This window comes from Streptomyces rapamycinicus NRRL 5491 (genome assembly GCF_024298965.1).
Classification (GTDB): domain Bacteria; phylum Actinomycetota; class Actinomycetes; order Streptomycetales; family Streptomycetaceae; genus Streptomyces; species Streptomyces rapamycinicus.
Map to the genome: position 1 here is coordinate 5,145,078 of NZ_CP085193.1, position 23,209 is coordinate 5,168,286.

Sequence of the window (23,209 nt, forward strand, 5' to 3'; positions counted from 1 at the left end):
CACCCCTCACCAATACTGAATACGAGTCATATTTCCGCTTAGTCTGCCTTTGCGCCATCCGACATCGTCCCGGGAAGGACGACACGACGTCATGCCCGCAGATCTCGCCGTCATCGGACTCGGTCATCTCGGTATTCCTCTCGCCCGGGCGGCCACCGCCGCCGGCATCCGCACCGTCGGCTACGACCCCGATCCGCGCACGGCCCACGACCTCCGGGCCGGACGGCTGCCCGCCGGCTCGGGCGAGGGCCTGCTCTCCGCCGCCGAGCTGCGCCGGATGGCCTCCCAGGGGTTCCGGATCACCGCCGACCCCGCCGAACTCGGCCGCGTCCGCACCGCTGTGATCTGCGCCCCGACCCCGCGCGGGGACGACCGCAGACTGGATCTGTCGGCGGTCGGCGAGGCGGCCCGTACGCTCGCGGCGAGGCTGCGCCCGCACACCACCGTTCTGCTGGAATCGACCGTGTACCCCGGCACCACCGAGGAATTCCTCCGTCCACTCCTAGAGGAGGGATCCGGGCTGCGGGCCGGGCGCGACTTCCACCTCGCCTACTCCCCCTGCCGCCACGACCCGGGCAACCGCGCCCACGGCCCCGCCAACACTCCCAAGGTCATCGGCGGCCTCACCCCCGCCTGCACCGAGGCGGCCGCCGCGTTCTACGGGCGCTTCACCGAGAAGGTCGTCCGGGCCCGCGGCACGCGCGAGGCCGAGACGGTCAAGGTCCTGGAGACCAATTACCGGCACGTCAACATCGCCCTGGTCAACGAGATGGCGGTGTACTGCCATGACCTCGGCGTCGATGTGTGGGACGTGGTCCGCTGCGCCGAGACCAAGCCGTTCGGCTTCCAGTCCTTCCGCCCCGGCCCCGGCGTCGGCGGCCACGGCGTGCCGGTCGACCACGGGCACATGGCCGACCCGCAGCGCGGCCTCGGCATCCCGCTGCGCATGGTGGAGCTCGCGCAGCAGGTCAACGGGCGGATGCCGGGCTATGTCACGCGCCGCTGCACGGCCCTGCTCAACGAGTACGGGAAGTCGGCGCGCGGCGCGCACGTACTGCTGCTGGGCGTCGGCTACAAGGCCGACGTCGCCGACGCCGAGGGCTCACCCGCGCGGGAGATCGCCTCCCGGCTGATCGAGCTGGGCGCCCGGCTCAGCTACCACGATCCGTACGTCACGCGCTGGCGGGTGCTGGGGCGCGAGGTGGAGCGCGCCGACTCGGTGTACGAGGCGGCCGCCGACGCCGACCTGACCGTCCTGCTCCAGCCGCACCGCACCTACGACCTCCAGGGGCTGTCGGTGAAGGCCCAGCTGCTGCTGGACACCCGGGGCGCGGGACCGGCGGGCACGGCACACCGGCTGTGAGAGCCGCCCGGCCCGGGTCCGGGCCCCGCCGTCACCGGCTCCGCGTACGCCGCAGCCGGAACGCGACCGCCAGCACGATCAGCGCCGTCCCGCCCAGCACGAAGATCACCGCTCCCGACGGCACCGACCGCACATCCGCCGTGAACGTCATCGGCGCGCCCCAGGGCCTGCCGTCGGTGGTGGTGTAGAGCTGGGCGGTCAGCCGCACCGGCCCGTTCGCGTACGCCTCCACCCGGATCCGCACCGTACGGCTCACCGCCCGCGACGCCTGGACCGGCATCGCGCGGTCCCGGGCGATCAGCCGCTCGGGGCGGCTGGAGAGGACCCGGAGCTCCACCCCGGTGAGGTCCTGCTGGAGGCCGTTGTCGACGGTGACCGGGATGGTCGCCGAACCCCCGGTCACCACCACCGTGGACTTCGGCACCAGCCGCACCGACGCGATCGAGGCGGTCAGATAGCGGGACACCCCCCGCTGGTACGAGGCCGCGCCCGCCGGGTCGGCGCGCCAGGCGGTCGCCACGGAGCGGCCCAGCGCGGCCCGTACGGACGCGGCGGTGGCCCGCGCGTCCGACAGCACCTTGGCCAGGGCCCGCATCCGCAGCCGGTCCCGGACCACCGCCGCGAGCCGGGCGGGCGGCAGCTCGGAGGCGTGCCGCGCGAGCGGATAGCCGTCGAAGCCCCGCAGCCGCCCCGCCGTGGGCTTGCGCAGCGCGGCCGCGAACCCGGCCGGCTCCAGCCAGCCCGCCTTACGGCCCTCGGCCACCACCGTGAGCAGCACCCGGGCGACCGCGAGCGGCATCCGGCGCGGCGGCACCATCACCAGCTCGCGACGGGCGGACGGCAGCTCCCGCGCGGCCGTAAGGGTCTCGGCGAGGAGCCGCTGGCGCAAGCGCAGCCGGGCGGGCGCACCGGAGGCGCCCGCGGCCGGATGGCTCGCGAAGAGCTGGGACGCGATCGCCGCGTCGTAGCGCAGCGCGGTCGTGCCGCCCTCGAGCGAGACGGCGCCGTCGTCGGTGGCCCCCTCCGAGACCAGCTCACCGGCGGAGGTCACCCCGGCGCCCGAGGCCAGCACCGTGTCCAGGCCGAGCCCCTTGGCGTACCGGGCGATCCCGTCGTCCAGCTCGCCGCCCGCGGGCCAGCCCACACCGGCGCGCGCGTGGACGCCCAGCGCCCGGTCCACCACGCTCCGGCCGGTGCGCGAGGCCCGGCGCAGCAGCCCGGCGAGCGGGGCGCCGCCGCCGCGCGCGAGCGAGGCCAGATCCGGGTCCGCGTACGGCAGCGCGATCACCTCGCGGCCCCGGACCGCCGCCCGGAGCGCGGCCAGCCAGCCCGCCGCCGCCTCGTCGCCCTTCCCCTCGGTGGCTCGCAGCGGATCGGTGTCACCCGGCGTACGGGCCACCCGGTACCCGGCGACCATGGCCCGAGCCTGGACGATCAGATCCGGATCGAGCACCCATGTGACCGGCCGCCCCTTGCCCATCTCCACCAGCCGCCGCAGCCGCCCGCCCGGCCCGAAGGCGGCGGTCAGCTGGTCGTCGCGGAAGACCGGCAGCACGCTGTCCTGGGTGCGCAGGGTCAGCGCCTCCATCCGCGGGGCGTCCAGCACCGGCCACAGCACGGTGGTGCGCAGCGGCTCCAGCCGGGTGGCGTCGGGGTACGCGGACAGGTGGGTGCGGATCAGCCCGAGCACGGTCCCGGCACCCGCGCCGTCCGCGCCGTCCGCCCGGACGACATGCACGGTGAGCGCGTACGCCCCGGCGCCGTCCAGCCCCAGGTCGGGGACGGGCACGGTGAGCCGGAAGCCGCGCTCGGCGCCGGTGGGCAGCGGGGCGAGACGGGCCGTACGGTCGGCCACCTCGGGGCCGTCGGCCCGGGTCAGGGGCGTACGACGGGCCACGGTGGCGAGCCCGCCACGGGTGTCGATCGCCCCGGAGGCCCCGATCCGCACCCCGATCCGCGCGGCCCCGACCCGCCGCCCGGAGGTGTTGGTGACCCGCCCGCTGATCCTCAGCTCGCCGCCCTGACGGATCACGGCGGGGGTGAGGGAGGTCAGCTCGACGGACACGGGATAGCGGCGGGAGGGTGCGTGGGCCGCGGGGCTCATGACGCCGTCGGGCCCACGGCCCTGCGGCGTGACGGGGCCATCAGGCCCACGGCCGCGCGGCGCGGCGGCGCCGTCAGACCCACGGCCGCGCGGCGCAGCAGCGCCGTCAGACCCACGGCCGCGCGGCGCAGCAGCGCCGTCAGACCCACGGCCGCGCGGCGCAGCAGCGCCGTCAGACCCACGGCCGCGCGGCGCAGCAGCGCCGTCAGACCCACGGCCCTGCGGCGTGGCAGCGCCGCCGCGCCCACGGCCGTGCGGCGCGGCGGCGCGAGCCTCTAGGCCGTTCGCCGGGGCGGCACCACCGTAAGACCCACGGCCCTCCGGCGTGCCACCACGAACCCCACGGCCGTCCGCCGGGGCGGCGCCACGAGGCCCGCGGCCTTGCGCCGTAGTGTCGCCGTAAGGCACGCGGCCCTGCGCCGCCGCCATGGCCGCGCCATAACCCCCGCCGCCGTCCGCCAGGACTGTCGCCGCCCCGGCGGGCATCGACAGCACGGAAGCGATCGCGACCAGGATCGTGGTGGCGGTCGCGAGAACCGCCCGCCGGTACGTCCTGCCGCGCCCCACGACCACCACCTCGACGCCCGCGCCTGTCGTCCGCCCGCGCCGCACGGGACCGACGCGGTGTCACCAGCCCACCACGCCGGGGACGACGCCGCACGCTCAAGGCCGCCGCCCCGGGGAGCCCCCGCCGGGCCGCCCCGAGGCGTCCTCAGCAGCTCGCGGAAATCGGCCGCGGTTCGAACGGCACCCCGAAGGGGCGATCTGCGGCTCCGCCGGGTGGGCGACCGGCCACGACGGCGCCGCGAGACGGCCGACGGCAGGTCAGGGCATTCCCGGCGGAGCGCTTGGGCGTCACACCCGCACGGAGTCCGGCCGACGGGGCCGTGCGTCCATCGCGGTGCGCAGCGAGGCGAAGTCCTCCACACAGCGGCCGGTGCCGATGGCCACGCAGTCCAGCGGGTCGTCGGCCACCAGCACCGGGATGTTCAGCTCGCGCCCCAGCCGTACGTCCAGACCGCGCAGCAGGGCCCCGCCGCCGGTCAGCACGATGCCGCGGTCCATGATGTCGCCCGCCAGCTCCGGCGGGGTCTCGTCGAGCGTGGCCCGCACGGCCGCGACGATGCTGTCCACCGGCTCGGCGAGGGCGTGCCGCACCTCGTCCGAGGTCAGTTCGAGCACCCTGGGCAGCCCGGTCGCCTGGTCCCGGCCGCGGATCGTGCAGCGGTCCGGCGGCAGCAGCGCCTGGGTGTCCTCGTTGTCCTCGCTCTGACCCGGGATGAACACCTCCACATTCCGCTCGGGCCGCCGGACGGACTCCGAGACCCGCGGTACGGACAGCGGCCCGGTGGGCGAGGCGGATCCGATGGAGACCTTGATCTCCTCGGCGGACCGCTCACCGATCGCCAGCGCGTACTGCTTCTTCACATAGGAGGTGATCGCGACATCCATCGCGTCGCCCGCGGTGCGCACCGACCGCGCGGTGACGATGCCGCCCAGCGAGACCACGGCGACCTCCGTCGTACCGCCGCCGATGTCGACGACCATGCAGCCGGTCGGCTCGCTCACCGGCAGCCCCGCGCCGATCGCCGCCGCGATGGGCTCCTCGACCAGATGCACCTGCCGCGCCCCGGCCTGGGTGGCCGCCTCCATCACCGCGCGCCGCTCAACGCCGGTGATCCCGGAGGGCACACAGACCACCACCCGGGGGCGGGCCAGCCGGCGGCTGCCCATGACCTTCTTGATGAAGTACCGCAGCATGCGCTCGGCGATCTCGAAATCGGCGATCACGCCATCGCGCAGCGGCCGCACGGCGACGATGTTCGTCGGTGTCCGCCCCATGGTCTCCTTGGCGGCCGAACCCACCGACAGCACACTGCCGTCGACTGTGTTCACCGCCACAACCGACGGCTCGTTGAGCACGATGCCCCTGCCCCGTACGTACACCAGTGTGTTGGCGGTGCCGAGGTCGATACCCATGTCACGCCCATTGAACGACTTGTTCTGCGCCATAAGTTGACATTATTGCTTATGCCGGATTCTGTCCCGGCACTGATGTCATTCGCACCACCGTGCGGCCGTGCCACTGCTACCTTGCGGGCATGATCGTGTCCGCTCCCTCCGCAGCTCAGGCCCCACGACCGGCCCGTGGGCTCGCGGCGGGAATCGCGGCGGCCCTGCTCGGAGCCCTGGTCTTCGGCTTCATCCAGGGCAAAATCGGCCACCGCGGCCAGGAGGTCGGCTACTGGGCGCTGTGCATCGGACTGTTGACCGGCGCCGCGCTGGGCAAGCTGGGCGGCCGGGCGCCGCTGCTGGCGCTCGTCGGCATACCGCTGGCCGTGGTCAGTGTCTCGCTGGCGCAACTGATCGGCGCCGCGGTACTGATGGGGGACGAGAGCTCCTGGCCCACCGCCGACACCCTGATCAGGCACTTCGGGCTGGTGGCGGACTATTGGCGTGATCACATCCTGGGGCGCAACGACATCACCTTCTACGCCGTGGCGGGAGCGGAAAGTTACCTCGTCGCGAAGCGCGTCACCGAATAGCGGCGACGAATCGCCATATGCCGGGCCAACGTGTCTCCGTCCGGTCCCAGCCATGTCACGGACGTCAGACACGACTTGTCTGATTGTCATGCCTGCCTGTTAGTTTTATGGCTCGATAGTTTCCTTCCGCGTTCCCAGCCCGCAGCCGCTCATCAGCCGAGCTGTCCCCGGAACGCGGTCTCAACACCTTCATCCCCGGGGGAATTCCATGAGCCAGAACTGGCAGCAGCCACAGCAGCCAGGCGGGTACCCGCAGCAGCCGGGCGGCTATCCGCAGCAGCCCGCCCCGCCCCAGCAGGCCGGTGGGTACGGCTCCGCGCAGCAGCCCGGCTATGGCTACCCGCAGGGTCAGCCGCCCCAGCCCCAGCAGCCTCAGCCGCAGTACGGCGGCGGCTTCCCGCCGCCCGCGCCGCCGGCCGGCCGCCCCGGCAACCCGCTGCTGGCCGTGGGCGCCGCCCTCGTGGCCACGATCGTCGGCGCGTTCCTCTACGCGTTCCTGCTGAGCGCGATGGCGGACACGGACAAGACCCCGCCGGAGGTCACGCAGTTCGCGTACGCCGGTGTGGTCGTCGGCGCGCTCATCGGTCTGGCGGTCGCCAAGCTGGGCGGCCGCAACACGGGACTGTGGGTGGTCGGCGCGGTGCTGGCCCTGGCCGCGGTGTTCCTCGGCGAGCTCTACGGCTACGCCATGATCCTGCACGATGTGATGAGCAACTACGCCGACAAGATCGGCGGCGGCGCCAGCAGCCAGGTGCTCTCCTCGAACGAGATCTTCTTCGACCACTTCAGCGACCTGTGGAAGTCGTGGAAGGAAGACTCCGACGCGCTGACCTACATCTTCATGGCGCTCGCGCCGGTCGCCGCGGTCAGCACCGCCTACCGGATCAGCAACCGCTGAGCCCACGGGCAACACAGCAAGGGGAAGGCCCCGGCCGCGAGGCGGTCGGGGCCTTCCCCTTGCCGAATCGGTCACCGCACCGGTTGCCGAACCGGCCCGTGAAGGACGCTCAGCGCTTGTCGCGGGCCGACGGCGCGACCGTGACCTCGACCCGCTGGAACTCCTTCAGCTCCGAGTAGCCGGTGGTGGCCATCGCGCGGCGCAGCGCGCCGAAGAAGTTCATCGAACCGTCGGTGGTGTGCGACGGGCCGAGGAGGATCTCCTCGGTGGAGCCCACCGTGCCCAGGTTCATCCGCTTGCCGCGCGGCACTTCGTCGTGCACGGCCTCCATGCCCCAGTGGTGACCGCGGCCCGGTGCGTCGGTGGCCCGGGCCAGCGGGGAGCCCATCATCACCGAGTCCGCGCCGCAGGCGACGGCCTTCGGCAGATCGCCGCTCCAGCCCACGCCGCCATCGGCGATCACATGTACATAGCGGCCGCCGGACTCGTCCATGTAGTCCCGGCGGGCGGCGGCGACATCGGCGACCGCCGTGGCCATCGGCACCTGGATGCCCAGCACATTGCGGGTGGTGTGCGCGGCGCCGCCGCCGAAGCCCACCAGCACACCGGCCGCGCCGGTGCGCATCAGATGCAGGGCCGCCGTGTACGTGGCGCAGCCGCCCACGATCACCGGGACGTCCAGCTCATAGATGAACTGCTTGAGGTTGAGCGGCTCGGCGGCGCCGGAGACATGCTCGGCGGAGACCGTGGTGCCGCGGATCACGAAGATGTCGACCCCCGCGTCCACCACGGCCTTGGAGAACTGCGCCGTGCGCTGCGGGGACAGGGCGGCGGCGGTCACCACTCCCGCGTCCCGCACCTCCTTCAGGCGCTGGCCGATCAGCTCCTCCTTGATCGGCTCGGCGTAGATCTCCTGCATCCGGGTGGTCGCGGTGTGCTCGTCCAGCTCGGCGATCTCCGCCAGCAGCGGCTCCGGGTCCTCGTAACGGGTCCAGAGCCCCTCGAGGTTGAGCACTCCGAGGCCGCCGAGCTCACCGATGCGGATCGCGGTGCGGGGTGAGACCACCGAGTCCATCGGCGCGGCCAGGAACGGCAGCTCGAAGCGGTAGGCGTCGATCTGCCAGGCGATCGAGACCTCCTTCGGGTCCCGGGTGCGACGACTCGGCACAACGGCGATGTCGTCGAACGCGTACGCCCTGCGGCCGCGCTTGCCGCGCCCGATCTCGATCTCAGTCACGTGGGTGCCTTTCCCTGTTCACGAACAGCCGTCCCAGTATCCCTGCCCGCACCGTCGCGAGGTCGCCCGGGTGAACGGTGCGGGCGGCACGGACGGCACGGGTCAGCGGACAGCGTGGATCAACGGCCGGAGTAGTTCGGCGCCTCGGTGGTCATCTGGATGTCATGCGGGTGGCTCTCCTTGAGGCCCGCCGCGGTGATCCGCACAAAGCGGCCCTTCTCCTTCAACTCCGCCACATTGGCCGAGCCGACATAGCCCATCGACGCCCGCAGACCGCCCACCAGCTGGTGCGCGACCGAGGCCAGCGGGCCGCGATAGGGCACCTGGCCCTCGATGCCCTCGGGGACCAGCTTGTCCTCGGACAGGACGTTGTCCTGGAAGTAGCGGTCCTTGGAGTACGAGCGGGCCTGGCCGCGCGTCTGCATGGCGGCCAGGGAGCCCATGCCCCGGTAGGACTTGAACTGCTTGCCGTTGATGAAGACCATCTCGCCCGGCGACTCCTCGCAGCCGGCCAGCAGGCTGCCCAGCATCACGGTGTCCGCACCGGCCGCGATCGCCTTGGCGATGTCGCCCGAGTACTGCAGACCGCCGTCGCCGATCAGCGGCACCCCGGCCGCGTGACAGGCGCGGGCGGCCTCGTAGATCGCCGTCACCTGCGGTACGCCGATGCCCGCGACCACGCGCGTGGTGCAGATCGAGCCCGGGCCGACGCCGACCTTGACCCCGTCCACCCCCGCGTCGATCAGCGCCTGGGCGCCGTCCCTGGTGGCGATATTGCCGCCCACCACATCGACCGCGATATTGGACTTGACCTTGGCGATCATGTCGAGGATGCCCCGGCTGTGGCCGTGCGCGCTGTCCACGACCAGGAAGTCGGCCCCGGCCTCGACCAGCGCCTGCGCCCGCTCGTACGACTCGTCGCCGACACCTACGGCGGCGCCGACGACCAGCCGGCCGCCCGCGTCCTTCGCCGCGTGGGGGTACTGCTCCGCCTTCACGAAGTCCTTGACCGTGATCAGGCCCTTGAGCACGCCCGCGTCGTCGACCAGCGGCAGCTTCTCGATCTTGTGGCGGCGCAGCAGCTGCATCGCGTCCTCGCCGGAGATCCCCACCTTGCCGGTGACCAGCGGCATCGGGGTCATGACCTCGCGGACCTGACGGCCCCGGTCCACCTCGAAGGCCATGTCACGGTTGGTGACGATGCCGAGCAGCTTGCCCACGGCGTCCGTGACCGGCACACCGCTGATACGGAACTTCGCGCACAGCGCGTCCGCCTCGTGCAGCGTGGCGTCCGGCCGGACCGTGATCGGGTCGGTGACCATGCCGGACTCCGACCGCTTGACCAGGTCGACCTGGTTGGCCTGGTCCTCGATGGACAGATTGCGGTGCAGCACGCCCACGCCGCCCTGCCGGGCCATGGCGATGGCCATCCGGGACTCGGTGACCTTGTCCATGGCGGCGGACAGCAGCGGCACGTTCACCCGCACGTTCCGAGAGACCCTGGACGAGGTGTCGACCGCGTTCGGCAGCACCTCGGAGGCGCCCGGCAGCAGCAGCACGTCGTCGTACGTCAGCCCGAGCATGGCGAACTTCTCAGGCACTCCGTCGACGTTGTCAGTCATGACACCCTTCCAATGGTCTTGCCCCAGCGCGGACTCCCATGCTAACGGGCTCCCCGAGTGCCTCATTCCGCCCTGTGGATAACTTCTCAGCGACCTGCTAAATGCGGAAGGCACAACAAGGTAACGAGCCGCTCGGAACTCCGGTGGGCCCGGGGCTCACTGCTCGGCGAGCGCGCGCAGCCTGCTCAGCGCCCGGTGCTGGGCGACCCGCACCGCTCCGGGGGACATCCCGAGCATCTGCCCGGTCTCCTCCGCCGTCAGCCCGACCGCGACCCTCAGCAGCACCAGCTCGCGCTGGTGCTCCGGAAGGTTGGCCAGCAGCTTCTTGGCCCACTCCGCGTCGCTGCTGAGCAGCGCCCGCTCCTCGGGCCCCAGCGAATCGTCCGGCTGCTCCGGCATCTCGTCCGAGGGGACGGCCGTGGAGCCCGGGTGGCGCATGGCGGCCCGCTGCAGATCGGCGACCTTGTGGGAGGCGATGGCCACGACGAACGCCTCGAAGGGCTTTCCGGTGTCGCGGTAGCGCGGCAGCGCGCACAGCACCGCGAGACAGACCTCCTGCGCCAGGTCGTCCACGAAGTGGCGGGCATCACCCGGAAGTCGGGACAGCCTCGTACGGCAGTAGCGCAGGGCCAGCGGGTGGACCAGGGCCAGCAGATCGTGGGTGGCCTGCTCGTCCCCCTCGGCTGCGCGCCCGACGAGGGAGCCGATCGCCCCCGTACCCCCGGGAGCTCCCTTGGGGGCTCCTGGGCTCTCGTCGTCGCGCGGCATCCATCCATGGTGCCTCGGGCCCGGGGGCTCCGTGGCATCGCGTCCGTAGTTGTGCGCTGATCCGTTATGAGCAGGTGCGCCGGCTGTCGTCACGTCCTGCGCTCTCCCCTCACGCCCGACCGACTCGTCCCCGAGGAACTCCACACCTTCAAGGATGCGGCATAGCGCGGGGAACTGATACAGGCCACCACCACAGCGCTCGCCGCGCACGCTTTCGCCCCGCCCGCCAACCGACGGGCGGGGACCGTAGCGCCCCCGCTGCGCAGCACGTCAGAACGGTCGTGGCCGGATCAGCGGACCAGACCCCAGCGGAACCCGAGGGCCACCGCATGTGCCCGGTCGGACGCGCCGAGCTTCTTGAACAACCGGCGTGCGTGCGTCTTGACCGTGTCCTCGGACAGGAACAGCTCGCGGCCGATCTCCGCGTTGGACCGGCCGTGGCTCATGCCCTCGAGCACCTGGATCTCCCGCGCGGTGAGCGTGGGCGCGGCGCCCATCTCGGCCGAGCGCAGCCGGCGCGGGGCCAGCCGCCAGGTGGGGTCGGCGAGCGCCTGGGTCACGGTGGCGCGCAGCTCGGCGCGCGAGGCGTCCTTGTGCAGATAGCCACGGGCGCCGGCCGCCACGGCCAGCGCCACTCCGTCCAGGTCCTCGGCGACCGTGAGCATGATGATCCGGGCGCCGGGGTCGGCGGAGAGCAGCCGCCGCACGGTCTCGACCCCGCCGAGACCGGGCATCCGTACGTCCATCAGAATCAGATCCGAGCGGTCGGCACCCCAGCGGCGGAGGACTTCCTCGCCGTTGGCCGCCGTCGTCACACGCTCGACGCCGGGCACGGTCGCCACCGCGCGGCGCAGCGCCTCTCGGGCAAGCGGGGAGTCGTCGCAGACGAGGACGGATGTCATGGCCGCCCTCCGCAGCTGATGCGCGTCACCTTGAGCCTCCAGGCTGGTACATATCGTCACCTGAGCGATTGACAGCCCCGGATGTCTGTCCGAGAGCTTTACCCATCAACCGCCTCCGCACTCTCAACGACGGTCACCCGAAAGAGTTACGGGGTTCGGCGGCCACCTTCGACACTCTACGTGAGGGCCCGGACACGGAGCAGCTTCGTCGCGCCGGTCGCGTCCTTCGCGCCTCCCCCATAGGGCAGCCCCCGAGGCAGTCCCTTCGGTGGCATTTGGCGACCTTGCTTCCAATTTGGTGGTGTGTGTGGCTAGATTCGCAATGAGTCATATTTACATCTACTTACACCGTAGGTGTACGACCCAGGACACAGCGTCCGCAGCCGATCGCTTCGAGGAGATAAGGCAATGGCAGATTTCTCCCGTCTTCCCGGCCCGAATGCCGACCTGTGGGACTGGCAGCTCCTGGCCGCGTGTCGCGGGGTCGACAGCTCGCTCTTCTTCCACCCGGAGGGGGAGCGCGGCGCTGCCCGCAGCGCACGCGAGATGTCGGCGAAAGAGGTGTGCATGCGCTGCCCGGTACGGGCGCAGTGCGCGGCCCACGCCCTTGCCGTACGCGAGCCCTACGGAGTGTGGGGAGGGCTGACCGAGGACGAGCGCGAGGAGCTCATGGGGCGGGCACGGCATCGCGCGGTCGCCGGTACGGGAGCCCCGGGATCCTGATCAACGGCCTGAGCACGGCCAACTGAAGAAACGTTCCTCCTGTCACCGCCCGGCGCATCCGCGGACGGCCGCGGGGTGGTGCGCGCGCCGCTCACCTGCGGGCGGCCCGCTCCAGCCGGTCCAGTGTCGCCGCCACCGCCGGGACGCGGGCGAGGTCGGGCAGGGTCAGCGCCACCACTTCCCGCCGCACCGCCGGTTCCACCTCCAGCGTCGTGGCGCCCTTGGTCCGCACCGACTCCAGCGCCAGCTCGGGCAGCACCGCGACCCCCAGCCCGGCCCCGACCAGGCCGACGACCGTCGGATAGTCGTCCGTCGCGAAGTCGATGCGCGGCGTGAAGCCCGCGGACTCGCACACCTCCACCAGATGCCCCCGGCAGCGCGGACAGCCCGCGATCCACGGCTCCCCGGCCAGCTCGGCGATCCCCACCGCCCCGGCGCCCGCCAGCTTGTGCCCCTCCGGCACCACGCCCACCAGCCGATCGCTCAGCAGCGGCCGCAGGACCAGGTCGTCCCACTCGCCGCCGCCTCCCGAGGCCGCCTCCGCCTCCGCGCTCACCTGCGGATACCGGAAGGCCAGCGCGATCTCGCAGTCGCCCGAGCGCAGCATCTCCACCGAGCCCGGCGGCTCGGCCTCCACGAGCGAGACCCGCGTCCCGGGGTGCGCCGCGCGCATCTCGGCGAGCGCCATGGGCACCAGGGTCGAGCTGCCGCTGGGGAAGGACACCAGCCGCACCCGGCCCGAGCGCAGCCCGGCGATCGCCGCGACCTCCTCCTCGGCGGCGGTCAGCCCGGCCAGGATCCCGCCGGCGTGCCGCACCAGCGCCCGGCCCGCCTCGGTCAGCCGCATCTCCCGTCCGCTGCGGATCAGCAGCGGGGTGCCCGCGGCGCCCTCCAGGGCCTTCATCTGCTGGCTGACGGCGGGCTGGGTGCAGCCGAGCTCACGGGCGGCGGCGGAGAAGGAGCCGGTGGCGGCCACCGCGCGCAGCACCCTGAGATGGCGGGCCTCGATCATGCCTTGAGCATAAGGGACCCTTGGGTACGGCCCGGGATATTACGTCGACGCTTTGACCTCACTGTCCTACGGTGCGGTCATGCCGCATACTCCACGCCCCTCAACCGTCCTCACCGTGAACATCGGCCGCGCGATGCCGAGCGCCCACACCGACTGCCCCGCAGGCACCGGTATCGACAAGCGGCCCGTCGACCGCCCGGTGCGGGTCGCGGCCCCCGGGCCGAAGGGCCGGGCCGGAAGCGGTCTGGCCGGTGACTCGGTCTGCGACCTCCGCCACCACGGCGGCGACGACCAGGCCGTCTACGCCTACGCCCGGGAGGACCTCAACGTCTGGGAGCGGGAGCTGGCCCGCGAGCTGGCCAACGGAGCCTTCGGCGAGAACCTCACCACCAGCGGTATCGACGTCAACGGCGCGCTCGTCGGCGAGCGCTGGCGAGTGGGGAGCGAACTGCTGCTGGAGGTGACCTCACCGCGGATCCCGTGCCGTACGTTCGCCGGGTGGCTGGGCGAGCGGGGGTGGCTCAAGCGGTTCACCCAGGCCGCCGTCCCGGGTGCGTATCTGCGGGTGATCGAGCCCGGCGAGATCCGCTCGGGCGACTCCGTCGAGATCGTGCACCGGCCCGACCACGAGGTGACGGTCGAGTTCCTCTTCCGCGCCGAGACCACGGAGCGGGAGCTGCTCCCGAGGGTGCTGGCGGCCGGTGACGCGCTGCATCCGGAGGTGCGGAAGACCGCCCTGAAGTACCGGTCCGCGAAGGCGAGCTGACGGAAGCGGACTGACGGAAGCGCTCATTCCGGCGCAGATCGCTCGCGGTGCCGCTCGGCGGTCCGCCGGGGCCTGCCACGGCCGATAACGTGCGCGTATGACGACTGCATTGATTACCGGAACCACCGCGGGCATCGGCGCCGCCTTCGCGGGCCGGCTCGCCGCCGACGGGCACAATCTGGTGCTCGTCGCACGCGACGAGAAGCGGCTGCGGGAGCAGGCGGCGGATCTCCACGACCGGCACGGCGTGGAGGCGGACGTGCTGGTGGCGGACCTCTCCGAGGATGACGGGATCGCTGCGGTCGAGGCCCGGCTGAAGGACCGTACTCACCCGGTCGATCTGCTCGTCAACAACGCCGGTTTCGGCAACCGCGCCCGCTATCTGGATGTGCCGATCGCCGATGAGCTGCGGATGCTGAAGCTGCACTGCGAGGCGGTGCTGCGGCTGACCAGCGCGGGGGCCACGACGATGCGGGACCGGGGGCGCGGCGGGGTGATCAATGTGGCGTCGGTCGCGGCCTTCTTCCCGCGCGGGACGTACGGGGCGAGCAAGGCGTGGGTCGTGCAGTTCACGCAGGGCGCGGCGAAGGACCTGGCCAGCTCGGGGGTGCGGCTGATGGCGCTGTGCCCGGGGTTCGTCCGTACGGAGTTCCACGCGCGGGCGGGGATCAAGGACACCAGCGTGCCGAGCTGGATGTGGCTGGACCCGGACCGGCTGGTCACGGCGGCGCTGAAGGATTTCGCCCGGGGCAAGTCGCTGTCCATCCCGGACCCGCGCTACAAGGCGATGTCGAGCCTGGCGAAGCTGGCCCCGCGCTCGGCCCTCTCCTCCATCTCCTCCAAGGTCGGCCGCCCCCCGGCGAAGGGGTAGCCGTCCGGCGGAACCGGAACACACGAAGGCGCGGCCGCCCGTCGGGCGGCCGCGCCTTCGCGCTGCTTATGGCAGAACGCCGGCGCGTCAGTGCGCGTGACCGTGGCCGTGGCCCGCGGCCTCGGCCTCTTCCTCGGCCGGCTTCTCGACCACCAGGGTCTCGGTGGTGAGCAGCAGCGAGGCGATCGACGCCGCGTTCTCCAGCGCGGAGCGGGTGACCTTGACCGGGTCGATGACGCCGGCCTTCACCAGGTCGCCGTACTCCTCGGTGGCCGCGTTGTAGCCGTGGCCCTTCTCGAGCTCGGCGACCTTCGAGGTGATCACGTAGCCCTCGAGACCGGCGTTCTCGGCGATCCAGCGCAGCGGCTCGACCGCGGCGCGGCGGACCACGGCGACACCGGTGGCCTCGTCGCCCTGCAGACCCAGGCTGTTCTCCAGCACCTTCGCGGCGTGGACCAGCGCGGAGCCACCACCGGAGACGATGCCCTCCTCGACCGCGGCGCGGGTCGCGGAGATGGCGTCCTCCAGGCGGTGCTTCTTCTCCTTGAGCTCGACCTCGGTGGCCGCGCCCACGCGGATCACGCACACGCCGCCGGCCAGCTTCGCGAGCCGCTCCTGCAGCTTCTCGCGGTCCCAGTCGGAGTCCGTGGACTCGATCTCGGCCTTGATCTGGTTGACGCGGCCGGTAACCTCGTCGCTCTTGCCGCCACCGTCGACGATCGTGGTGTCGTCCTTGGTGACGGTCACGCGGCGGGCGGTGCCCAGCACGTCCAGACCGACCTGGTCGATCTTGAGACCGACCTCCTCGGCGATGACGGTGCCGCCCGTAAGGGTGGCGATGTCGCCGAGCATGGCCTTACGGCGGTCACCGAAGCCCGGGGCCTTCACCGCGACGGCGTTGAAGGTGCCGCGGATCTTGTTCACGACGAGGGTGGAGAGGGCCTCGCCCTCCACGTCCTCGGCGATGATCAGCAGCGGCTTGCTGGCGTTGGCCTGGATGATCTTCTCCAGGAGCGGCAGCAGGTCCTGGATGGAGGAGATCTTGCCCTGGTGGATCAGGATGTACGGGTCGTCGAGGACGGCCTCCATCCGCTCCTGGTCGGTGACCATGTACGGGGAGAGGTAGCCCTTGTCGAAGGCCATGCCCTCGGTGAAGTCGAGCTCCAGACCGAAGGTGTTGGACTCCTCGACGGTGATGACACCGTCCTTGCCGACCTTGTCCATCGCCTCGGCGATCAGCTCGCCGACCTGCTTGTCCTGCGCGGACAGGCCGGCCACGGCGGCGATGTCGGACTTCTCGTCGATCGGGCGGGCGGTGGCCAGCAGGTCGTCCGAGACGGCCTTGACCGCCGCGTCGATGCCCTTCTTCAGGGCGGCCGGGGAGGCACCGGCGGCCACGTTCTTCAGGCCCTCGCGGACGAGCGCCTGGGCCAGCACGGTGGCGGTGGTGGTGCCGTCACCCGCGATGTCGTTGGTCTTGGTCGCCACCTCCTTGACGAGCTGAGCGCCAAGGTTCTCGTACGGGTCCTCGACCTCGACCTCACGGGCGATCGTGACACCGTCGTTGGTGATGGTGGGGGCACCGAACTTCTTGTCGATGACGACATTGCGGCCACGGGGGCCGATGGTCACCTTGACGGTGTCCGCGAGCTTGTTGACGCCGCGCTCGAGGGCGCGACGGGCGTCCTCATCGAACTTCAGGATCTTCGCCATGAGTTGCGTATGTCCTCTCAAACAAGCCGTGCCCCGACCCCGGTTTCAGATGACACGGGCACCGGGGCACGGCTCATAGGCAAAACTTCGGTGATTACTTCTCGACGATCGCGAGAACGTCGCGAGCCGAGAGGACGAGGTACTCCTCGCCGCTGTACTTCACCTCGGTGCCGCCGTACTTGCTGTAGAGCACGACGTCACCGACGGAGACGTCGAGCGGAAGGCGCTTGCCGTCCTCGAAGCGGCCCGGGCCCACGGCCAGGACGACGCCCTCCTGGGGCTTTTCCTTGGCGGTGTCCGGAATGACCAGGCCCGAAGCCGTGGTCTGCTCGGCGTCGAGCGGCTGGACCACAATGCGGTCCTCGAGCGGCTTGATGGCAACCTTGGAGCTGGTGGTCGTCACGATCCGACCTCCCCCTTCGGAGATCTCACGGGGTCAACTGTCTGAGGTGGCGACCAGGTGGATCCGTCGTCGCGGGTGCCGGACCTGCCCGTCGCTGTATACCTGGCACTCATCGGTCCCGAGTGCCAGCCTCGACATTATGACGCGGTTAGCACTCAGTCAACTAGAGTGCCAAGCGACGTGGTGGCGGGCTCCGCGCGGCTCTCTCCGGGGCCGTCCCGCGGAGGGCCCTCATACGTAGTCCTCCAGCCGTCCGATCGTGAAGCCCTGGGCCTGGATCGCCCGCACCAGCCCCGTGATCCACTCGGTCATCGACTGGCCCTCGAGCTGCTCCGGCCCCCGGAAGTGCGCGAGCACGATGTCCCCCGGCAGCAGATGATCGCCGGAGCGGTAGGCCAGCCCGTGGGTCTCCATCTCGGCGCGCCACAGCACCACCGTCCGCACCCCGCAGAAGGACGCCGCCCGCAGGGTCGTGTCGTCGTACTCCCCGAAAGGGGGACGGAAGAGCTTCGGCTGTTGACCGAAGCGGTGCCACAGGATGTCGCGCTGGCCGCAGATCTCCCGCACCTGGTCGTCGTAGGCCATACCGGCCAGGCTGGGATGGGTCAGGGTGTGGTTCTCCATGGGGTTGCCGAGCAGGCGCAACTGGTCGAAGTAGTCGTAGTGGGTCCCGATCACGTTGTCCGTCAGGAACCCGGTGAACGGCAGCCCGAGCTCGCGGGCCTGCTCCACGAAGCGCGGGTCCTTCTCGATCCCGTCGTCGATCGTCACGAAGACCACCCGCCGATCGGTCGGCACCCGCCGCACGATCGGCGGCAGCCCCCACTGCTGCGGCCCCGACCGCCCGAGCGCGGGCTTGACGTCGGGCGGGGCCGGGGGCCGCGCCAGCGGCCGGTCCAGCCCCCAGCGGCGGTAGGCGTCGGACGCGCCCGTCAGGGCCGAGCCGGGCGGCCCGGCGGGCGGGGCGGACGCCGGGGCGTCGCCGGAGGGCGACACGGCCTGGGCCCGGCCGTCCTGGGCCCGGCCGCCCTCGGCCCCTCCGTCGTCACCCTCGTAACCCTCGTCTCCCTCGTAACCCTCGTACCCCGGCCCGGACGACTCCGGTGGCCGCTGCTCCGGCTCCCGTCCGGACGGCGGCCGCGACGCCGCCGAGGGCGGGTCGTCCAGCCGGGCGGCGAGGGAGGCCGGTGGCATGGGAGCGCCGTGGCGGGAGCCGGTGTGCGGCTCGGGGGCGGCGGCGAGGGATCCGCAGGCCGTGAGCACGGCCGCCGCGCCGACGAGAACCAGACAGCGAGGAAAACCAGTCTTGATCATCATCACATAAGCGATCTTCGGCCCGAGGGGGCGCATATGCGCGCCGTGCGCGGGCGAATGCGCTCGCGGGAGCGGGGAGAATGGGCCATGTGGACGTTGACGCCTTCGACTCACTGCTCGGCGACGAGGGGCAGGCGCTGCTCTCCGCGCTCCGCGACTACGACCCGGCGAAGGAACTCGCCACCGCGACGCGGCTGCGCCGCGACCATCCCCCGGCGCTGGTCTCGGCGGCCCTGACCCAGGCCACGCTGCGGCAGCGGGCAGTGGCCAAATTCGGCCCCGAGGACGCGCACCGCATGTACTTCACGCCGAACGGCGTCGAGCAGTCCACCCGCACCTCCGTGGCCGCGTACCGCGCCTCCCGCTTCGCGGAGTTCGGCGTCCGCCGCATGGCCGATCTGTGCTGCGGCATCGGCGGCGACGCGATCGCGCTCGCCCGCGCCGGGATCTCCGTACTCGCCGTCGATCGCGACCCGCTGACCTGCGCCGTCACCCGCGCCAACGCCGAGGCGCTCGGCCTGGCCGAGCTCATCGAGGTCCGCTGCGCCGATGTCACCGAGGTCGACACCCGGGACTTCGACGCGGTCTTCGTCGACCCGGCCCGGCGCGGCGGCCGGGGCCGCGTCTTCGACCCCGAGGCGTACTCCCCGCCCCTCTCCTGGGCCATCGAGGCCGCCCGCACCACTCCGCGCGCCGCCCTCAAGATCGCCCCCGGCGTGCCGCACGAGGCGGTCCCCGAGGACGCGGAGGCCGAGTGGATCTCGGACCACGGCCATGTGAAGGAGGCCGTCCTGTGGTTCGGCACCGCCCGCCCCGGGCTGCGCCGCGCCACGCTGCTGCCGAGCGGCCACTCCCTCATCGGCACCCCGCACCTCCCCGACCCCGAGCCCGGCGCGGTCGGCCGCTGGCTCTACGAACCGGACGGCGCCGTCATCCGCGCCCATCTCGTGGCCGATGTCGCGGCCCGTGTCGGCGGCCGTCTGATCGACCCGACGATCGCCTACATCACGACGGACGAACTGCGCCCGACGCCGTTCGCGACCGCGTACGAGATCACGGATGTGCTGCCGTTCAACCTGAAGAAGCTCAAGGCGCTGCTGCGGGAGCGGGAGGTCGGCGTCGCGACCATCAAGAAGCGCGGTTCGGCGGTCGAGCCGGAGCAGCTGCGCAAGAAGCTGCGGCTCGAAGGGGGGAACGCCTGCACGATCGTGCTGACGCGTTCGGCGGGCTCCCCCACGATGCTGCTGGGCCACCCGGCCCAGGCCCTGTCCGGCGGCTCGGTGACGCCTGCGGCGGGCTGATCCCCTCCCCGCGGCACCGATATGCGGCTCCGCCGCGTGGGGGGGGACCGCCCCGGGCCCCGGCCGGGCGCCGCGGATACGCGCGGGCGTCACCTGCGGCGGGCGTTCCCCACCCCGCCCCTTCCCGAAACTGGGACCCCGCCCCAGACCCCGGCCGGTGAGCCGATCGCGCCGACGGTCGGCACCTAGCCCCGGGGTCCAGGGGCGGGGCAAAGCCGGGGGCTCCGTCCGGACCCCGGCCGGGCGACCCGGATACGCGCGGGCGTCCGCCCGGTCATCCGCCGCGTCGGCGTGCCCGCCGCGGCGTGCCGCCTGCGGCGAGCTGCGGGGTGGGGGAAAGATCCGCCGAGCACGGTGGGGAATTCCCTAAATCCGATTCCACTTCATGAGGGGCCTCGCGCCCCGGGGGTTACGGTCAACACCTCGAGGGTTACGGTCAACGCGTCGGGAGTTACGGCAACGCGTCGACGTGACAGCGCGTTTGGGCCCGACGAAAGAGCGTGTGAGTATGACGGCTTCCGCCGCCGAGAGCGACGCCAAGCGATCGTTCACCGTGTGTGCCGGAGAGGCGACCGGTGACCGCATACGGCTGAGCGTCTACGACATGCTCATCGGCACGGTCTACACGCCCCGCGCCTTTTTCTACCGGGAGACGCTCGACGGCGAGGCGCTGCGCGCCTCCCTCGGCCGGACACTGCGTAACTTCCCCGTCCTTTCGGGCCGCATGAAGAAGGACCCCGACGGCGGTCTCAGTGTGCTCTGCGACGACTCGGGCGTGCGCTTCGTCGAGGCGCACGCATCCGTGCCCATGCCGGACTACGGGCCCCGTCACACGGCGAAAAAGGAACTGAACCGCCATCTCAGTCACGCCATGCCGTTCTGGGTGGTGGACCGCGATACGCCGCTTTTCACGGTGAAGCTCACCCAGATGAAAGGCGGCGGCTCCATCCTGGGGCTCACGATGAACCACGCCGTGGGCGACGGATACAGCTATATGAGTTTCCTGGAGGCCTGGTCGCACGAGCACCGGGGCCTCGGATACGCCAAGCCCAGCCATGACCGCGGGGTCATCGACACGCTCGCCGCCTCGGCCTCCGGTGACGCCCTTACGGGTGGCCTGACGGGCGGTGCCCATCTCACGGTCACCGGGCGCGGCCAGAAGACCGCCTTCGTGGGGCGCGTCCTGCGGGGCAGCCTCGGCAGTGTGACGACGGTGACCACCCGCTTCACCGGCGCCGAGCTGACCGCCATGAAGGACGCCGCGATGGCCGACCTGGCGGGCACGGACCGGTGGGTGTCGACCAATGACGCGCTCACCGCCCATCTGTGGAAAGTGCTCGGCGCATTGCGCGACCGACCCGATGCGAGCGAGGAAAGGCTCGGCCTCATCGCCGACTTCCGTTCGTTCGTCGGCGCGGACGTACCGGATGACTACTGGGGCAACGCCGTCACCAACACCCGGCCCGGAATGACCGCCGCCGAACTCCGCTCCCGCCCGCTCGGCGAGGTCGCCGCGGCGATCCGCGCGGGCTATGCCGAGAACACGGAGGAGCGAATCCGCGAGGAAGCGGCGTTCCTGTGCGCCGAGCGCGACGCGGGGCGCCTCAAGCGGGTCATGTCCACCATGGGCCTGAACGCGTTCGACAACACCATCGCGATCAACAACTGGTCGAAGCTGCCCTTCTATCGCATCGACTTCGGGCAGGGCGCCCCGTTCTGGTACGACTTCTCCCTCATCCCCATTCCCTGGACCGTGCATATCGCGCCGACCCCGGCCGACCAGGACGGCGGCCGCGATGTGCACATCGCGCTGCCCCGCACCCAGGTCCGGGCCCTTCAGGAGCCGTCCTGGGTCGGGCGGTTCCACCGTTACGCGGATTCCGGCGAGGCATTTCCGCTGACCTTCGCCGCGGCCGGTTAAGCCTCGTCCTCCTCCTTGCCCGCGAGTTCGAACCAGACCCCCTTGGCGTACATGCCCACCGCGTCCCCCTCCGCCGTCCCCCACGCGTCGGCCAGGGCCGCCACCAGCCCGAGGCCACGGCCGTGGAGGCGGTCCCCCGCGGGGAGGCACGCGGCGGTGGGGAGCTCGGCGGAGGCGTCGTAGACCAGGACGCGGAAGCGGGGCGGTTCGATCACCACGCGCAGCATCACGGAGTCGCCCTCGGCGTGCAGAAAGGCGTTGGTGGCCAGCTCCGAGGTGCACAGCGTCGCCGTGTCGACCAGTTCCTCCTGCCCCACGGAGTTCAGGACGCAGGCGACGAAGTCCCGGCAGACCTTGGCGGAGGTCGCGTGCCGACTGCTCTGCAGGGTGTAGACGTACGGATCCCTGGAGGGAACGGGCGGGCGGCGTGGGGGACGGTCGTCGGACTCGTGATCGGAATCCATGGGGCAACTCCCTGTGAAGGGGCCGACAGCGCGCGTACCGTTACGGCGATCAACGCGCAGTAGCGGCAACGACACCTACGGTAGAGGTCGACACCTAACTAGTGCCACCAGATCGCCGAAATTAGTGAGTAGATAGACCCATTCGTGGTCACACGCCACACTGGGTGACGACCCACGAGGAAGGCAGGCATGGCTTCGAGGACCACCATCACGGCACGTCAGCGCCGACTTGGCACGGAGCTTCGGAGGATGCGCGAGCACGCGGGTCTCACCATCCAGGAAGCGGCCGACCGGCTGGGCACGAACCGCTCGCACGTCACCAATATGGAGCTGGCCCGATTCGGCGTCAGCGAGGAGCGCGTACGCACACTCGCCGCCAACTACGCCTGCCCGGACGCGGCGTACGTCGAGGCGCTGGTCGCGATGGCGACCGAGCGCAAGCGCGGGTGGTGGGAGGAGTACCGGGGGACGCTCGGCGCCGCCGGTCTGGATCTGGCGGAACTGGAGTACTTCGCCACGAGCCTGCGGGTCGTCGAGCTGATGCACGTCCCAGGGCTTCTGCAGACCGAGGACTACGCCCGGTCGGTACTGAGCACAGCCGTCCCCGGCTGGTCGCCGACGGAGCTCCGCCGAAGGCTCTCGCACCGCATGAAGCGCCGGGACATCCTGGATCGGGACCAGCCGCCATCCTGCACATTCATCATGCACGAGACCGCGCTCCGCGTACGGTTCGGCGATCAGCGCGTGCTGTGCGCGCAGCTCGACAGCCTGCTGGAGTCCTCGGAGCGCCCGAACGTCTCCGTCCGGGTCGTCCCGATCGCGGCCGGGGGTTTCCACCTCGCAGGTATCTCCGTCACCTACGCCACAGGTCCGGTGCCGCAGTTGGATACCGTTCAACTCGACGTCGCGCAGGACGCGGCGTTCCTCGACGGGGAGTCCCAGCTTCTGAACTACCGGGCGGTCATGGACCGGACCGAAGAGCTGGCTTTGTCCGAGAAGGAGTCACGTGACTTCATCCGCGAGACCGTTCAACAGATGTGAGGGCGAAGGAATGTCCGAGATCAACTGGCGTAAGTCGTCGTACTCCGGCGCGGGGGACGGGAACTCCTGCATAGAGCTCGCCTCCATAGGCACCACCGTCGCCCTCCGCGAGAGCGACGACCCCCGTACGGTCCTCACCACGAGCCCCGCGAGGCTGGGAGCCCTGCTCCAGTCGATCAAGGCGGGTGCGCTCGATCACCTCGCGGCGGTGCCGGAGACGTAACAGATCCACGAGGGATC

The 23,209-nt window shown here is 71.5% G+C and carries 22 protein-coding genes; 10 read left to right on the forward strand and 12 right to left on the reverse strand.

Features of this window, described 5'->3' with window-relative positions; all coding sequences use genetic code 11:
• Positions 1–91: 91 nt before the first annotated feature.
• Positions 92–1,363, forward strand: a complete 1,272-nt coding sequence (locus LIV37_RS21240; RefSeq protein WP_020869178.1) for a nucleotide sugar dehydrogenase — start codon at positions 92–94, stop codon at positions 1,361–1,363.
• A 31-nt stretch (positions 1,364–1,394) separates the two neighbouring features.
• Here the strand turns inward: LIV37_RS21240 and LIV37_RS21245 are convergent, their stop codons facing one another.
• The 3 genes from LIV37_RS21245 to LIV37_RS21255 all read right to left on the reverse strand — a co-directional run bounded on the left by LIV37_RS21245 (position 1,395) and on the right by LIV37_RS21255 (position 5,480).
• Positions 1,395–3,467: a DUF6049 family protein gene (locus tag LIV37_RS21245; RefSeq protein WP_185057982.1), complete on the reverse strand. Its 2,073-nt coding sequence runs from the start codon at positions 3,465–3,467 to the stop codon at positions 1,395–1,397.
• Positions 3,464–3,682, reverse strand: a complete 219-nt coding sequence (locus LIV37_RS21250) for a hypothetical protein (protein WP_185057983.1) — start codon at positions 3,680–3,682, stop codon at positions 3,464–3,466. The genes LIV37_RS21245 and LIV37_RS21250 overlap by 4 nt, the downstream gene beginning before the upstream one ends.
• A gap of 640 nt (positions 3,683–4,322) precedes the next feature.
• The gene (locus LIV37_RS21255; RefSeq protein WP_020869179.1) at positions 4,323–5,480 is read right to left on the reverse strand and encodes a rod shape-determining protein; all 1,158 of its coding nucleotides are present in this window, start codon (positions 5,478–5,480) and stop codon (positions 4,323–4,325) included.
• A gap of 89 nt (positions 5,481–5,569) precedes the next feature.
• On the opposite strand from LIV37_RS21255, the gene LIV37_RS21260 reads away from it, so the two are divergent.
• Complete coding sequence (locus tag LIV37_RS21260; protein ID WP_020869180.1) at positions 5,570–6,013, forward strand: hypothetical protein; 444 nt, start codon at positions 5,570–5,572, stop codon at positions 6,011–6,013.
• 208 nt (positions 6,014–6,221) lie between these two features.
• Positions 6,222–6,911 (forward strand): hypothetical protein, encoded by a 690-nt coding sequence (locus tag LIV37_RS21265; RefSeq protein WP_020869181.1) that lies wholly within the window; start codon positions 6,222–6,224, stop codon positions 6,909–6,911.
• 109 nt (positions 6,912–7,020) lie between these two features.
• Here LIV37_RS21265 and LIV37_RS21270 read toward each other — a convergent pair whose 3' ends face one another.
• The 4 genes from LIV37_RS21270 to LIV37_RS21285 all read right to left on the reverse strand — a co-directional run bounded on the left by LIV37_RS21270 (position 7,021) and on the right by LIV37_RS21285 (position 11,440).
• Complete coding sequence (locus LIV37_RS21270; protein WP_020869182.1) at positions 7,021–8,148, reverse strand: GuaB3 family IMP dehydrogenase-related protein; 1,128 nt, start codon at positions 8,146–8,148, stop codon at positions 7,021–7,023.
• Between the two features lie 119 nt (positions 8,149–8,267).
• Positions 8,268–9,770 carry an IMP dehydrogenase gene (gene guaB, locus LIV37_RS21275; RefSeq protein WP_020869183.1) on the reverse strand — a complete coding sequence of 501 codons (1,503 nt, stop codon included), beginning with the start codon at positions 9,768–9,770 and terminating at the stop codon, positions 8,268–8,270.
• A 156-nt stretch (positions 9,771–9,926) separates the two neighbouring features.
• A complete protein-coding gene (locus LIV37_RS21280; protein WP_020869184.1) occupies positions 9,927–10,538 on the reverse strand; it encodes a sigma-70 family RNA polymerase sigma factor in 612 nt (203 codons plus the stop codon).
• Between the two features lie 290 nt (positions 10,539–10,828).
• Positions 10,829–11,440: a response regulator transcription factor gene (locus LIV37_RS21285; RefSeq protein ID WP_003948568.1), complete on the reverse strand. Its 612-nt coding sequence runs from the start codon at positions 11,438–11,440 to the stop codon at positions 10,829–10,831.
• Positions 11,441–11,848: 408 nt separating this feature from the next.
• On the opposite strand from LIV37_RS21285, the gene LIV37_RS21290 reads away from it, so the two are divergent.
• A complete protein-coding gene (locus LIV37_RS21290) occupies positions 11,849–12,163 on the forward strand; it encodes a WhiB family transcriptional regulator (protein ID WP_014054233.1) in 315 nt (104 codons plus the stop codon).
• Positions 12,164–12,254: 91 nt separating this feature from the next.
• On the opposite strand, the gene LIV37_RS21295 is transcribed toward LIV37_RS21290, so the two are convergent.
• A complete protein-coding gene (locus LIV37_RS21295) occupies positions 12,255–13,175 on the reverse strand; it encodes a LysR family transcriptional regulator (protein ID WP_020869185.1) in 921 nt (306 codons plus the stop codon).
• A gap of 79 nt (positions 13,176–13,254) precedes the next feature.
• On the opposite strand from LIV37_RS21295, the gene LIV37_RS21300 reads away from it, so the two are divergent.
• Positions 13,255–13,941 carry an MOSC domain-containing protein gene (locus LIV37_RS21300; protein WP_121824667.1) on the forward strand — a complete coding sequence of 229 codons (687 nt, stop codon included), beginning with the start codon at positions 13,255–13,257 and terminating at the stop codon, positions 13,939–13,941.
• A 97-nt stretch (positions 13,942–14,038) separates the two neighbouring features.
• Positions 14,039–14,812: an SDR family NAD(P)-dependent oxidoreductase gene (locus LIV37_RS21305; RefSeq protein ID WP_121824666.1), complete on the forward strand. Its 774-nt coding sequence runs from the start codon at positions 14,039–14,041 to the stop codon at positions 14,810–14,812.
• An 87-nt stretch (positions 14,813–14,899) separates the two neighbouring features.
• On the opposite strand, the gene groL is transcribed toward LIV37_RS21305, so the two are convergent.
• The 3 genes from groL to LIV37_RS21320 form a co-directional block, all read right to left on the reverse strand.
• Entirely contained in the window at positions 14,900–16,525 is a 1,626-nt protein-coding gene (gene groL / locus LIV37_RS21310; protein WP_020869188.1) for a chaperonin GroEL, read from the reverse strand.
• A 94-nt stretch (positions 16,526–16,619) separates the two neighbouring features.
• On the reverse strand, positions 16,620–16,928 hold the full coding sequence (gene groES / locus LIV37_RS21315; RefSeq protein WP_014054228.1) for a co-chaperone GroES: 309 nt from the start codon (positions 16,926–16,928) through the stop codon (positions 16,620–16,622).
• Positions 16,929–17,159: 231 nt separating this feature from the next.
• Positions 17,160–18,245: a polysaccharide deacetylase family protein gene (locus tag LIV37_RS21320; RefSeq protein ID WP_243146185.1), complete on the reverse strand. Its 1,086-nt coding sequence runs from the start codon at positions 18,243–18,245 to the stop codon at positions 17,160–17,162.
• Between the two features lie 77 nt (positions 18,246–18,322).
• On the opposite strand from LIV37_RS21320, the gene LIV37_RS21325 reads away from it, so the two are divergent.
• A complete protein-coding gene (locus LIV37_RS21325) occupies positions 18,323–19,543 on the forward strand; it encodes a class I SAM-dependent methyltransferase (protein WP_020869190.1) in 1,221 nt (406 codons plus the stop codon).
• 508 nt (positions 19,544–20,051) lie between these two features.
• Entirely contained in the window at positions 20,052–21,464 is a 1,413-nt protein-coding gene (locus LIV37_RS21330) for an acyltransferase (RefSeq protein WP_020869191.1), read from the forward strand.
• Here the strand turns inward: LIV37_RS21330 and LIV37_RS21335 are convergent.
• A complete protein-coding gene (locus LIV37_RS21335; RefSeq protein ID WP_020869192.1) occupies positions 21,461–21,928 on the reverse strand; it encodes an ATP-binding protein in 468 nt (155 codons plus the stop codon). The two genes, LIV37_RS21330 and LIV37_RS21335, sit on opposite strands and share 4 nt — an antisense overlap.
• A gap of 189 nt (positions 21,929–22,117) precedes the next feature.
• Here LIV37_RS21335 and LIV37_RS21340 point away from each other — a divergent pair, with 189 nt between their 5' ends.
• Complete coding sequence (locus LIV37_RS21340) at positions 22,118–22,969, forward strand: Scr1 family TA system antitoxin-like transcriptional regulator (RefSeq protein WP_121824663.1); 852 nt, start codon at positions 22,118–22,120, stop codon at positions 22,967–22,969.
• A gap of 10 nt (positions 22,970–22,979) precedes the next feature.
• Positions 22,980–23,192 (forward strand): DUF397 domain-containing protein, encoded by a 213-nt coding sequence (locus LIV37_RS21345; RefSeq protein WP_020869194.1) that lies wholly within the window; start codon positions 22,980–22,982, stop codon positions 23,190–23,192.
• Positions 23,193–23,209 lie beyond the last annotated feature (17 nt).